Source organism: Pseudomonas sp. CLCA07, from assembly GCF_053615335.1.
In genome coordinates, this window is sequence record NZ_CM132131.1 from 6287944 (window position 1) to 6301156 (window position 13213).

Consider the following 13213-nt stretch of genomic DNA (forward strand, 5'->3'; position numbering starts at 1 on the left):
AGATTCATCGGCCCCTGACAAGGGGCACGGTTAAATGCCCGGCGAACCGGGCGCCGGGGCTAGAGTTCCTTACCGATGAAGCCGCGCTCGGTCAGCACCTCGATGATCCGATCCACTGCACCCTCCGGCGTCAGCTTGATGGTCTGGATATGGATGTCCGGCTTGCTCGGCACCTCATAAGGCGAGTCGATGCCTGTGAAGTTTTTCAACTCGCCGCGGCGGACTTTCTTGTACAGGCCCTTGGGGTCGCGCTCTTCGGCCACGGCCAGCGGTGTGTCGACGAAGATCTCGATGAACTCACCTTCTTGCAGCAGCCCACGCGCCATCTCGCGCTCGGAGCGGAACGGCGAGATGAAGGCTGTCAACACGATCATCCCGGCATCCACGAATAACTTGGACACCTCGGCGACCCGGCGGATGTTCTCTACCCGGTCGGCATCGGTGAAGCCCAGGTCGCGGTTCAAGCCGTGACGCACGTTGTCGCCGTCGAGCAAGTAGGTATGGCGGCCGCGGGCGTACAGTCGGGTTTCCAGCAGGTTGGCGATGGCCGATTTGCCAGCGCCCGACAAACCGGTGAACCACAGCAGCACCGGCTGCTGGCCCATCTGTTCGGCGCGTGCCTTCTTGTTCACATCCACGTGCTGCATATGGATGTTCTGCGAACGGCGCAGCGAGAACTCGATCAGACCTGCGCCGACGGTGGCGTTGGTCAGGCGGTCGATGAGGATGAAGCTGCCGGTTTCGCGATTGTCCTTGTAGGGATCGAAAGCGATCGGCTGGCTGGAGAAGAGGTTGCACACGCCGATCTCGTTCAACGCCAGTTCCTTGGCCGCCAGGTGCTCCATGGTGTTGACGTTGATCTTGTACTTGGGCACCGCCAAGGTGACCGACAGCGTCTTGCCGCCGATCTTCATCAGGTAGGGGCGACCGGCGAGCATGGGCTGTTCGTGCATCCAGATCAGGCTGACCTGGAACTGGTCGGCCACGCTGGCCGGATCTTCTGCGGTGGAGAGAACATCGCCGCGGCTGCAATCGACTTCGTCGGTCAGGGTCAGGGTGATGGACTGGCCGGCCACGGCTTGTTGCAGGTCACCATCGAGGGTAACGATGCGCGAGATTCGGCTCTCTTGCCCGACCGGCAACACACGTACGCGGTCGCCGGGACGAACCACGCCGCTGGCGATGGTGCCGGTGAAACCACGGAAATCGAGGTTGGGGCGGTTGACCCACTGCACCGGCATGCGGAACGACAGTTTCTGCTGGTGCGCCTCGTCGATCTCGACGGTTTCCAGGTAGCCCATCAGCGTGGTGCCGCGGTACCAAGGCATGTGCTCGCTCTGCTCGGTGATGTTCTCACCCCGCAGTGCGGACATCGGGATGGCGGTGACATCATGAAGATTGATCTGCTTGGCGAAGGTGCGGTAGTCATCGACGATGGCGTTGAAGACTTTCTCCGAGTAGTCCATCAAGTCCATCTTGTTGACGGCCAGGACCACCTTGCGAATGCCGATCAGCGAAGCCAGATAGCTGTGACGCCTGGACTGGGTCAGCACGCCGCGTCGGGCGTCGATCATCACCACGGCCACGTCGGCCGTGGAGGCACCGGTCACCATGTTGCGGGTGTACTGCTCATGGCCTGGGGTATCGGCAACGATGAACTTGCGCAGTTCCGTGGAGAAAAAACGGTAGGCCACGTCGATGGTAATGCCTTGTTCGCGCTCGGCGGCCAGGCCGTCCACCAACAGCGCGAAGTCCAGTTCGCCACCTTGGGTGCCGTCTTTTTTCGAGTCGGCCTCCAGCGCTTCCAACTGATCTTCGAAGAGCATTTTCGAATCGTAGAGCAGGCGTCCGATCAGCGTGCTCTTGCCATCGTCCACGCTGCCACAGGTAATGAAGCGCAACAGGCTCTTGTGCTCGTGGGCCTTGAGGTATTGCCCGATATCCTCGGCAATCAGGTCAGATACGTGTGCCATTAGAAATACCCCTCTTGTTTTTTCTTCTCCATCGATGCGGACGAGTCATGGTCGATCATTCGCCCCTGACGTTCGGACGTGCGGGTCAGCAACATTTCCTGAATGATCTTGGGCAGGGTGTCGGCATCGGACTCGACGGCACCGGTGAGCGGGTAGCAACCCAGCGTGCGGAACCGCACGTTGCGCATCATCGGCACTTCACCCGGGTTCAGCGGCATGCGTGCGTCATCGACCATGATCAGCATCCCGTCACGCTCGACTACCGGGCGCGGCGCGGCGAAATACAGCGGTACGATCGGGATGTTTTCCAGGTAGATGTATTGCCAGATGTCCAGCTCGGTCCAGTTGGACAGAGGGAATACGCGGATCGACTCGCCCTTGTGTTTACGCGTGTTGTACAGGTGCCAGAGTTCTGGACGCTGATTCTTCGGATCCCAGCGGTGCTGATCGGAGCGGAAGGAGAAAATGCGTTCCTTGGCACGTGATTTTTCTTCGTCGCGACGTGCGCCGCCGAAGGCCGCATCGAAACCGTAGTGATCGAGTGCCTGTTTCAGGCCCTCGGTTTTCATGATGTCGGTGTGGATCTGCGACCCGTGCTTGAACGGGCTGATGCCCATTTCAATGCCTTCGGGGTTGGTGTGGGTCAGCAGTTCGACGTTCAGCTTGGCCACCATCTGATCGCGGAAGCGATACATCTCCTGGAACTTCCAGGTGGTGTCGACATGCAGCAAAGGGAAGGGCGGCTTGGCCGGGTAGAAGGCCTTCATGGCCAGGTGCAGCATGACCGCACTGTCCTTGCCGATGGAGTAGAGCATGACCGGGTTGTCGGATTCGGCGACAACCTCGCGCATTGCCTGGATGCTTTCGGCTTCCAGTCGTTGCAGGTGGGTAAGCGTCATAGATTTTCCTCTCGCTTTTTGTTGTTGTCGTTTATCAACGTACAACTGCTGCGATTCGGACTTATGCGCGACTTGATGTTTTAACATCAGGCGCAACATCTGCAGCATGGGGTCGCGGGGCGGGGTGGTGGCAACCGCGGCTGGCGCGTTGCCTGGCACATCGTCAGGGCTGACGCGCGCGGCTTGCTGACTGATCTGGGTCGCCAGTTCGCGGGCGCCGCTGAGCATTGCGCTGGCTTCGGGCAGATGAAACAGATGCAACCGCTCAGCGCGTTCACCCGCCCAGGTGATGAAGGTCGCGGCGCGTTGCCAGTGCATGCCCGAGAGGAGGGCAAACACTTTGCGTTCGGCCGAGCGATACAAACGGTCGAAGAACTCTTCCAGGTGGGGGGCGCGCAAGCTGTCTTCGTATGGCAGCCAGAGCACCTTGCCGCGATTGCTGACCGCGCGCAGTACCCCGTAACTGAGCTTGCCCTGATCGTTACGGGCACCGTAGTCATCGATCCAGTGGATCTCGCCGTTCTGCGTCCGAGCCTGATCGAGGATGTCCCGGTAGGTGCTGCGGTACCAGCGCTGTACTGCCAGCGAAGCATTCGCGACACGTTTGGCCGGACGCTCGGCATTGAGCTGCCAGCGTTGCAAATAATGGGCGGCGGTGCGTTCTGGCAAGTCGATATCGTGCAGGCGCTTGACCAGTGCCTGCATTGCTTCCAGCTGCCAGAGCAGGAACGGTAACTGGTGCCGTTCCGGCGGCGTGCTGACCAACAGTTGATAGATGTTCTGTTCCTGCTCGGCAGACAGACTGCGGCCTTCACCTTGCTTGCGCCCGCGCTCGCGCACGGGTACCGCATTCCAGCCACCGGCTTGCCACGCCTTGTAGGCAGAGATGATTGTCGGCGATGAGAGTCCTGTGTCCTGGTTGATGGCTTTGAGCGTGCTGCCGGCGATGCGCAACTGCACGGCGCGCAGGCGAAGCCTGTTGATCTGTGGAACGGATAGCTGATTGCCGTGGGACACAGGAACTCCTGTTAAACATCCAGTTGCTGAGTGGCATTGGTGTGGATGTCTGTACTGTTCCCGGATCCGGAAAACGGCGCATAGGCCGAATGGACCATACGAAGAACAAAAACAGGAGAATTCCCATGAACGAGTCAATGACTGTTCTGCTTGAAGACGTCATCGGTATTGCTCGCGAAGCAGGCGAACTGGTGTTGGAGGTGTACCGCTCGGATTTCGAGGTGCGCGGGAAAGTCGATGCCTCCCCGGTGACCGAAGCCGACGAGCGTGCCGAGACTTTGATTCTGCAGGCCTTGGCGGCGCGTACGCCGCAGATTCCGGTGATTTCGGAAGAGGCCGCCGCTGCCGGCCAGGTGCCCGAGGTGGGCCAGCGTTTCTGGCTGGTCGACCCGCTGGACGGAACCAAGGAGTTCATCAATCGCAATGGCGAGTTCACCGTCAATATCGCCCTGATCGATAACGGTGAGCCGGTGCTTGGGGTGGTTCTTGCGCCCGCGCTGGAGCGTCTGTTCGCCGGTGCCCATGGTTGTGGAGCCTTTATCGAACAGGCCGGGCAGCGCCAACCCATCCACTGCCGTGCAGTGACGCAAGAGGGCCTGGACGTGGTCGCCAGCCGCTCCCATGGCGATGCCAAGGCGCTGGATGAATTCCTCGACGGGCGCCAGGTGCGCTCACTGAAAAGCGCAGGCTCGTCGTTAAAGATTTGCCTGGTGGCTGCCGGCGAGGCGGACCTTTATCCGCGCTTGGGGCGCACCATGGAATGGGATATCGCCGCAGGGCATGCAGTGCTGGTTGCGGCCGGTGGACAGATCCGCACCCTTGCCGGTGATGTGCTGCGTTATGGCAAGCCCGGCCTGGATAACCCGCACTTCTACGCTCACGGTCTATAGACCCCACACGCTTGTGCAAGGGCCTGCTTCCGGGGATGGAAACAGGCCCTTTTTGGTTTGGCACTTACATCGACAGATGCGCGCTCAAGTCCCCCATCATGTCCAGGTGCGAATAATCACGAAAGCTGAATCGCCAGACCCCGTCCACACGTTCGAACTCATCAAAATAACGCCCGGCGGCGATCGGTTGCAGCGCGAGGATGTCGGTGGCCTGCAGGACGGTGTAGCAGGAGCGAACCATTGCGGTTCCCGAGGCTTCGTCGATGTCGATGATGGGGTTGCTGATGACGTGTCGGGTGCGGGGTGTGCCGCAGGGGTAGAGCTTGATTCGTTGCTGCCAGATCCCCAGCAGGGCGGTGCAATCAAGGAAGTCGCCCTGGTTTTTTGCCTTGATGCGGGCATGACGAAACAGCTCGGCGGCCTCGACCAGTTGTCCGCTGTCCAGGCATTCAGCGTAACGGTAAAGCAGGTTGCAGATCTGTATGGCGCTGGTACTCATGGTGATCCTCATACTTGTAGGAGCCGGCTTGCTGGCGATGGCGGCCTGAAAGCCAACCCATTTCGCGCGGCCGTTCCCGACCAACTGTAGGAGCTGGCTTGCCAGCGAAGGCGGCCTGACAGCCGACCTATTATTTGTTGTCGGAGTACATATCCATTCCTGCGGTAACGGCCACCTATGGTTTCGCTTTTACAGCGAGTCACTTGGAAAAGCCCCAAGTAACCAAGGGCTCTTGCCCCTGGCGTTCGGCCTCTCGATGTGGCAAGAAGATCAAAAGCCAGAGCAAAAGCCAAAGCCAAAGCCAAAGCGAGGCGGCTGACCGGCCGGCCTGATCGGGAGCCGTACGCATTTCCCCTGTAGGAGCCGGCTTGCTGCGGGCGGCGTTCCGACGATGATCGTCAACGATAACGCGGGAGAACTGGTTAAACGCGGCGCACTTGAATCCATCGCCAGCAAGCCGGCTCCTACAGGTATTGCGTCATCCATATTTCCCAGGAATGCGTGAAGAACCATAAAAAAGCCGCTGGAACCTGGCAGGGTTGCAACGGCGTAGTGGTGCGCGAAGGCGGTCAGGCAGTCACGGGCCGGATCGCTGTGAGGTGCGCAGCGGGGTGCTTCATCTGTTGCCGGTAGCGCGGCAGCGCCAGGCTCAGGAACACGCTGGCCAGCACCAGCATCGAAACAGATGAAGCCAGGGCGTAGCGCAGCGACTCACTGCCCAGGGTTGGCACGAAGAAGTCGCTGAGCATGCCAACAAAAAGCGGCCCGATACCCACGCCCAAGAGGGTCATGGACATGACGAAAATCGCCGTGGCCTGGGCCAGTCGTGTAGCCGGGAAAAGGTGGGTAATGGCGCTCAGGCACGGTGTTGCCCACCACACACCAAAGAAGGCGAACGCGCTGTAGAACAGAAACGCCTGCGGCACGGCGATGCTGCCGATATGGAACGCCGTGCCTTGGGGCCAGAGGAAGTACGCCAGGGCGAAGGGAATGCTGATCAGCGTACCCAACAACGGCACACCGATTTGCCAACCGACATCGCGTCGCGCCATGCGGTCGGTGAGCATGCCGCACAGCAGGGTGCCGACGGTCGCACCGGTACCGCCCACCACGCCCACCAGGAATCCGGCTTCTTGCAGATTGAGGCCGTGGGAACGGATCAGGAAGCTCGGGCTCCAGGTGCCAATGGCGTAGCCGGCAATCGCCGCCGCGCCGCCGGTGAGTACCAGGCACAGGAAAGAGGGCATGCGAAACAGCTCGACGAGAGTCTTGAGCCAGCCATCCTGTTGCGCCGCGACGTGGCCCAGCGGCGCTACGCGCTTGGGCGCACGCACGGTCAGCAGCAGAAGCAGTCCCAGGAAGATGCCGGGCGTGCCGATCAACAAGAAGGCGTAGCGCCAACCGTGGTGCTGGGCAATCCAGCCACCCAGGCCCAGGCCAACGATCGCCCCCAGGCTGGAGCCGAGCATCAGCACTGACAGAGCAGTGGAGCGGCGGTTCGCCGGGTACAAATCCGAGACCATCGCCACCGACGGCGCCGTGCCGCCGGCCTCACCCACTGCCACGCCGATCCGCGCCAGCACCAGGGTCAGGAAGTTGCCGGCCATGCCACAAAGCACGGTCATCAGGCTCCAGGCGATGCAGCTGAAAGCGATCACCGGCTTGCGCCCGATGCGGTCCGACAGGCGCCCCAGCGGGAAGCCGAACACGGTGTAGAACACCGCGAACGTCACCCCCGACAGCAGGCCGATACCGGTATCGGAAATGCCGAATTCGAGTTTGACCGGCTCGATCAGGATCGCCATCAACTGGCGGTCGATGTAGTTGAACACATAGATGCTGGCGAGCACGAAAAGCGCGTAGTGCGTTCGCCATGTCACGGGGGTGGATTGGTTCACTGCGGGTGCTCCCGGTTTTGTTCTAGTTGACGCGATGTTCGGCTTGTCTCGGTTTTTTTTCATCGTCCGTTCAGACCATCTTTTCATCCCCGTACAAGCCGACGTACACGATTGCGAACCTAGTCTTGTCGGACGATGTTTCGCTCGCGCTCAAGGTCAATCATTCAGCCCATATCCGCTGCCTTGTCAGCGCTTGCCCACGCTGTGGCGAGCCCTGCGACAGCCTGAAAACAATAAGAAGCTGAGGAATTGCAATGAGCGTCTTGTTCGAGCCGGTCGCCCTGGGCGAGCTTCAATTGGCCAACCGCATTGTCATGGCCCCCATGACTCGCAGCCGCGCCCTTGCCGATGCAGTACCCGGTAGCGTGATGGTCGAGTACTACCGTCAGCGTGCCAGTGCCGGGTTGATCGTGGCCGAGGGCACCGCGCCGTCCGCCAGCGGCCTGGGCTATTGTCGCACCCCGGCGATCTACAGCGACGAGCAGATGGTCGGCTGGCAGCGGGTCACTGAGGCGGTGCATGCCGAGGGCGGGCGCATCGTCCTGCAGCTGATGCATGTCGGCCGCGCCGCCAGCCGGCACAACAAACCGGCGGGGGCGGCCACGGTGGCACCTTCGGCATTGCGCGCACGCACCCAGGTATTCAGCGACGCAGCCGGCCTAGTGGACACCGACGAGCCGCAGGCGCTGACCTTGCAAGGTATCGGCGATGTCATCGAAGACTATCGCCAAGCTGCATTGAATGCGCGCCTGGCCGGCTTCGACGGTGTCGAACTGCACTGCACCAGCGGCTATCTGCCGATGCAATTCATGGCATCTGGCAGTAATCAGCGCAGCGACGCCTATGGTGGCGATGTGAGCGGGCGAGTGCGTTTTGCCAAGGAAGTGATCGAGGCCATGGCCGGTGCGATTGGCGCCGGACGCGTCGGTTTTCGCCTGTGCCCCGGCAACCCTTACAACGACATCGACGACCGCGATCCGGCGGCCACGGCGGCGGCCTTGTGTGAAACCGTGGCATCGCTGGACCTGGCCTACTTGCACATCATGCGCTCGCCGCTGGCAGAGCTCGATGCCTTCGCCCTGGCGCGTCGGCACAGCCCCCATGCATTGATTCTCAACGATGGTTTCGACGGTCCTTCGGCCGGTGCCGCTCTCGCGTCGGGCGAGGGGGCTGCTGTGTCGTTCGCCCGTCACTTTATTGCCAACCCCGATCTGGTGGAGCGCTTGAAGCGTGGCTTGCCGCTCAATCGCTTTGATCGCAAGACGCTTTATACGCCGGGCTCGGCTGGCTACTCGGATTACCGCGCCTATCAAGCAAATACCCAAGAGGTGGCGCAATGAATCTGAATGACTTGAACCACGTCCTGCCGGCCGGCCCAGTACCACGGGAGCAGACCCAGGCGCTGCTCGACCAGCGCTCAGCCGCCGCCGGGCTGATCAAACCGGGCGACCTCTACACCCTGGCCGACCGCCTGGAACAACAAGCGAGCGAGCAGGGCGAGCGCATGTTTCTGATCTATGGCGAGCAGACCCTGAGCTACTTCGAGGTCGATGCGCGGGCCAATCAGATGGCCCACACCTTTTATGCCAATGGCCTGCGCGCCGGCGATGTCTGCGCCCTGGCCATGGAAAACCGCCCGGCGTTCTTCTGCACCTGGTTCGGCCTGGTCAAGCTCGGGGTGGTGGTGGCCTTCATCAACACTCAGGTCAACGGCCGCCCGCTGCTGCATGCGTTGCAAACCACCGACGCCAAGGCGTTGGTGGTCGGCGAAGAATGCCTGGCCAATGTGCAGGCCACCGAAGGTTTTCCGGACGTGCCGTGCTGGCTGATACGCGACACGGAAAATCCCTGGAGCGGCCCGTTGCCCAAGGGCATCGACGGTCATTTCGCTGCGCGCCTGGAGAAAGCCCCGCGCACGCCGTTTCCCCGCGACATCCGCGCGCACATCGATGCGCAGACGCCGACCCTGCTGATCTTTACTTCGGGCACTACCGGCTTGCCCAAGGCCGCGCGCTACAGCCACATGCGCTGGATGTCGTCGGGCGATGTGATGGAAACCACCCTGCAGGCCACTTGCGAAGATGTGTTCTATTGCTGTCTGCCGCTGTACCACGGCGCGGCCGCCACCTCGGTGACCTCAACCGCGCTGCGCGCCGGTGCTGCCATCGTGGTGCGCCGCAAATTCAGCGTGCGCGAGTTCTGGAAGGACGTGGCACGGCATCAGATCAGCATCTTCCAGTACATCGGCGAGATCTGCCGCTACCTGCTCAACCAGCCGGTGCAAGCAGGCGAACGTGAGCATAGCCTGCGCTGCATGCTCGGCGCCGGTTTGTCGCCCGATTCCTGGCAACGCTGGCTGGAGCGCTTCGGTCCGATCCAGGTGTTCGAGGGCTGGGGCGCCACCGAGGCCAATGCCGCGGTGATCAACGTCGACAACTATTTCGGCTCCTGCGGACGCGTGCCCGACTGGAACAAGACCAACCTGCGGCTGGTGCGTTACGACGTTGAAAACGACTGCCACCCACGGGACGAAAACGGTTTTTATCAAGTCTGCAAAGTGGGCGAGATTGGCGAGGCCATGGGCTTCATTGTCGATCACCCGGAGATTGGCGGCGGGCGTTTCGAGGGCTACACCTCAGCAGAGGCCACCGAGAGCAAGATTCGCCGCAATGTAATGCGCGAGGGCGATGCCTATTGGAGTTCCGGCGACTTGCTGCGCGAGGACGCCGACGGCTACTGCTACTTCGTCGACCGCATCGGCGATACCTATCGCTGGAAGAGCGAGAACGTCTCGACCCAAGAAGTGGCCGACGCCCTGAGCGATCTGTCGGGTCTTGAACTGATCAACATCTACGGCGTTCATGTGCCGGGCCAGGAAGGACGCGCCGGCATGGCCGCCGTGCTCATGCAGGCAGGCCAGGCATTCGATCCGGACGCCCTGTACGCCTTGGCCGAAGCACGCCTTCCGCGTTATGCAGCGCCGGTGTTTGTGCGGGTCACTCAGTCGGCGGACCTGACGGCCAGCTTCAAACTGCGCAAGGTCGACCTGCAACGCCAGGGTTATTGCCCGAGTCTGTGTAGGGATCCACTGTTCATTCGCGACGATCAGGCCCGCACCTATGTGCCTTATTCGCTGGAGGCGCTGACGCAGGCCGGGCTGGCGCCTTTCGCGGTGGCCGACCATGGCTGATCTCGACGACAACGGTCACGAACTTCGCAGCGGCCTGCGTTATCCCTGGCCGCAGGCACCCGATTCCGGTCAGGTGCGCGAAGTGGCACCGGGCGTGTGGTGGCTGCGTATGCCGCTGCCGTTTCGCCTGGACCACATCAACCTCTATCTGCTGCGCCACACCGATGGCTGGGTGGTGGTGGACACTGGCATGAATACCGAACAGACCCGCAAGGTCTGGGACCGGGTGCTGAGTGAAGTGTGTGCCGGGCTGCCGCTGCTGGCGGTGGTCTGCACCCATTTTCACTCTGATCATGCCGGTGTGGCCGCGTGGCTTTCGGAGCGTTTTCACTGCCCGGTGTACATGACCGCCAGCGAGTTCCAGTCGCTGCACGTCAGGTTTCCCGGCGATCAGCCGCCGGGCTGGGACTTTCTTGATTTCTACCGCAAGGCCGGCGTCAGCGACGAGCAGAGTGCCGAGATGTTTGCGGTGATGAGCAACGCGCATTTCCTGCCTGCGCCATTGAACCATTACCGACGCTTGCATGAGGGCAGCCAGCTGCACATTGGTGGCCGCACCTGGCAGGTGGTCATCGGGCGCGGTCACTCGCCGGAACATGCCTGTCTGTATGCCGCCGATGACGGCTTGCTGATTTCCGGCGACCAGGTGCTTCCGCGCATCACCTCCACCGTCGGTGTGCATGCCACGGAGCCGTTAGCCAACCCACTGCGAGACTGGCTCGATTCCATCGAGCATTTGCGCAGCTTGCCCGACAGCGTGCTGGTACTGCCGGCGCACGAGCGGCCGTTCTTCAATTTGCATCAGCGCCTGGATCAGCTGGAGGCCCATCACCGCGGGCATCTGGCGTTGTTGCTGGCCAACTGTGACGAGCCGCGCACCGTGCTCGAACTGATGGCCCTGTTGTTTCCCAAGCTGTCGGGTCGTTTCGACGAGCTGATGGCGCTTGGCGAAACGTTGGCCCATGCCAACTACCTGGTGGCCGAAGGGTCGCTGGAGCGGGAAGAGGACCGGGGGCGATATCGCTACCGGCGTGCTGTAAGGGGAGCGTGCGCTGTTACACCACTCAAGGTGTTTTGAGCGGACGGCACGGCAGCAGTGTTGAACATTCCAGGCAGCCAGCCGGTTGTCATTGAGGAGAATCAGTGTGATCAACAAAAACAACAATAACTGTACGGTCATCGGTTCGCGCGCATTTCAGGTCAGCAGCCTGGCGGCAGCCATTGCGCTGGTGTCCACACCCGTTTGGGCCGGTGACACAATCGAGTTCGACAACGGCGCGACCATGGATTGGTCGGTGACCACCAGCTACGGCATCGGTGTGCGCACTGGCAGTCAGAGCGATCGCTTGCTGACGATCAACGCCGACGATGCCAACCGTAACTTCGACAGTGGCAGCCTGACCACCAACCGCGTGGGCGCGCTGGCGGAAATGATCCTGCGCAAGGACAACTACGGCGCCGTGGTGCGCGGCAGTACCTTTTATGACGACGTCTACCACCGCAACAACGATAACGATTCGCCCGCCACCGTGAACAAAAACGGCAGCAACGACGAGTTCACCAGTGACACCCGCTATTACAGCGGCGGTCGCAGCAAACTGCTGGATGTCTATGCGTTCAGCGGCTGGCGCTTTGACAACGACACCATGCTGGACGTCAAGGCCGGGCGGCACATCGAATCCTGGGGCGAGAGTTTGTTCTACCCGGGTGTGAACGGCGTACAAAACCCGTCTGATGCGGTAAAAGCGAACCAGCCGGGTGTCGAGGTCAAGGAAATACTCTTGCCGGTGGGCCAGTTCTCCGGCTCGTTCCGACTGAACCCCCAGCTGACCTTCGGTGCATACGTGCAGTACGAATGGAAGGGCACTGAGCTGCCGCCGGTGGGCAGCTACCTGTCGGGCACCGACGTGGTGGGGCCGGGGCGCGAGTTTCTCTACGCCAACGGCCGCAAGGTTCCCTACCTCGGTACCGACGAACCGAGTGATGGCGGCCAGTGGGGCGTGCAGGTGCGTTACCGCCCGGTACCGGCCCTCGAGCTGTCGCTGTTTCACGTCAACTACCACGACAAGAACCCGGCCACCGCCCTGGTCGGCTACGACCCGCTGCCAGTGGGCGGTGGTCTCAACGCCTTCGCCATCAATGGTTACCGGATCAAGTACTTCGAAGACATCAAACTGACCGGCATCAGCGCCTCGACCAAGATCGGCGACACCCAGGTCGGCGCCGAATGGTCGTACCGCGACGGTGCGCCGGTGATGGTCAATACCGGCCTTGGCGCGGTGCCGGCCAGGGGCAAGGGCCAGCAAATGCAGTTGTCGGCGATCCGTATCCTGGGGGACCGTCCCTGGGCCAGCCAGACCAGTCTGACTGCCGAAATCATCCGCGTGCAGGTCGACAGCGTCGAATCCACTTCGGCGGCGCCCAACCTGCAAGGCGTGAACCTGTTGCCCTCCCTTAGACCTCTAGTGGCGCCTTCCGATGACTTTACCTTCAGCACAGCCACGAGCTTTCGCACAAAGTCTTCCAGCGCCTACACCGTGGGCGCATCGTTCAGTTATCCGGGAGTTTTCCAAGGCTGGGATCTGGACGTCCCCTTCAACTTCTCCAACGTCTTCAGCGGCTCCACGCCCATGGCCGGAAGCATTTCCGGCGTCGCCGGTGACCGACGCCTGAGCGCGGGCACGACCTTCAAGTACCTGGGCAACCTGGAACTCGGTTTGAGATACATCGCCTATCTGGGTGAAGCCGACCCGATCAAGCGTCCGTTCGCCGACCGTGACTACGCCACGTTCTCGATGAAGTACACCTTCTGATCGATCACTCAAGATCCGGGTCGCCTTGCTGCGC

General features: G+C 61.6%; 9 protein-coding genes. 5 read left to right on the forward strand and 4 right to left on the reverse strand.

The features are described 5' to 3' along the window. Positions 1-59: 59 nt before the first annotated feature. Together cysN and cysD are read right to left on the reverse strand one after the other, a co-directional pair. A complete protein-coding gene (gene cysN / locus ACWGZX_RS28810; protein WP_452626512.1) occupies positions 60-1973 on the reverse strand; it encodes a sulfate adenylyltransferase subunit CysN in 1914 nt (637 codons plus the stop codon). Continuing rightward, a complete protein-coding gene (gene cysD, locus ACWGZX_RS28815; protein WP_452629083.1) occupies positions 1973-2872 on the reverse strand; it encodes a sulfate adenylyltransferase subunit CysD in 900 nt (299 codons plus the stop codon). The genes cysN and cysD overlap by 1 nt, the downstream gene beginning before the upstream one ends. 1142 nt (positions 2873-4014) lie before the next feature. Here cysD and cysQ point away from each other — a divergent pair. After that, positions 4015-4779 (forward strand): 3'(2'),5'-bisphosphate nucleotidase CysQ, encoded by a 765-nt coding sequence (cysQ, locus tag ACWGZX_RS28820; protein WP_452626513.1) that lies wholly within the window; start codon positions 4015-4017, stop codon positions 4777-4779. A gap of 64 nt (positions 4780-4843) precedes the next feature. Here cysQ and ACWGZX_RS28825 read toward each other — a convergent pair whose 3' ends face one another. Continuing rightward, positions 4844-5278, reverse strand: a complete 435-nt coding sequence (locus tag ACWGZX_RS28825; RefSeq protein WP_452626514.1) for a nuclear transport factor 2 family protein — start codon at positions 5276-5278, stop codon at positions 4844-4846. 569 nt (positions 5279-5847) lie between these two features. Further along, positions 5848-7176 carry a spinster family MFS transporter gene (locus ACWGZX_RS28830; RefSeq protein ID WP_452626515.1) on the reverse strand — a complete coding sequence of 443 codons (1329 nt, stop codon included), beginning with the start codon at positions 7174-7176 and terminating at the stop codon, positions 5848-5850. 254 nt (positions 7177-7430) lie between these two features. On the opposite strand from ACWGZX_RS28830, the gene ACWGZX_RS28835 reads away from it, so the two are divergent. The 4 genes from ACWGZX_RS28835 to ACWGZX_RS28850 all read left to right on the forward strand — a co-directional run bounded on the left by ACWGZX_RS28835 (position 7431) and on the right by ACWGZX_RS28850 (position 13179). Further along, positions 7431-8516, forward strand: a complete 1086-nt coding sequence (locus ACWGZX_RS28835) for an alkene reductase (RefSeq protein WP_452626516.1) — start codon at positions 7431-7433, stop codon at positions 8514-8516. Further along, positions 8513-10366: a long-chain-acyl-CoA synthetase gene (locus tag ACWGZX_RS28840; protein WP_452626517.1), complete on the forward strand. Its 1854-nt coding sequence runs from the start codon at positions 8513-8515 to the stop codon at positions 10364-10366. Before ACWGZX_RS28835 ends, ACWGZX_RS28840 begins: the two co-directional genes overlap by 4 nt. Further along, positions 10359-11444: an MBL fold metallo-hydrolase gene (locus ACWGZX_RS28845; RefSeq protein WP_452626518.1), complete on the forward strand. Its 1086-nt coding sequence runs from the start codon at positions 10359-10361 to the stop codon at positions 11442-11444. Before ACWGZX_RS28840 ends, ACWGZX_RS28845 begins: the two co-directional genes overlap by 8 nt. A gap of 67 nt (positions 11445-11511) precedes the next feature. Continuing rightward, positions 11512-13179: a DUF1302 domain-containing protein gene (locus ACWGZX_RS28850; protein ID WP_452626519.1), complete on the forward strand. Its 1668-nt coding sequence runs from the start codon at positions 11512-11514 to the stop codon at positions 13177-13179. The last annotated feature ends 34 nt before the right edge of the window (positions 13180-13213 follow it).

Bases quoted from the DNA above. Each gene is read 5' to 3' on its own strand.
- ACWGZX_RS28835 (WP_452626516.1), top strand. From the start codon at position 7,431: ATGAGCGTCTTGTTCGAGCCGGTCGCCCTGGGCGAGCTTCAATTGGCC.
- cysN (WP_452626512.1), bottom strand. From the start codon at position 1,973: ATGGCACACGTATCTGACCTGATTGCCGAGGATATCGGGCAATACCTC.
- ACWGZX_RS28840 (WP_452626517.1), top strand. From the start codon at position 8,513: ATGAATCTGAATGACTTGAACCACGTCCTGCCGGCCGGCCCAGTACCA.
- cysD (WP_452629083.1), bottom strand. From the start codon at position 2,872: ATGACGCTTACCCACCTGCAACGACTGGAAGCCGAAAGCATCCAGGCA.
- ACWGZX_RS28845 (WP_452626518.1), top strand. From the start codon at position 10,359: ATGGCTGATCTCGACGACAACGGTCACGAACTTCGCAGCGGCCTGCGT.
- cysQ (WP_452626513.1), top strand. From the start codon at position 4,015: ATGAACGAGTCAATGACTGTTCTGCTTGAAGACGTCATCGGTATTGCT.
- ACWGZX_RS28825 (WP_452626514.1), bottom strand. From the start codon at position 5,278: ATGAGTACCAGCGCCATACAGATCTGCAACCTGCTTTACCGTTACGCT.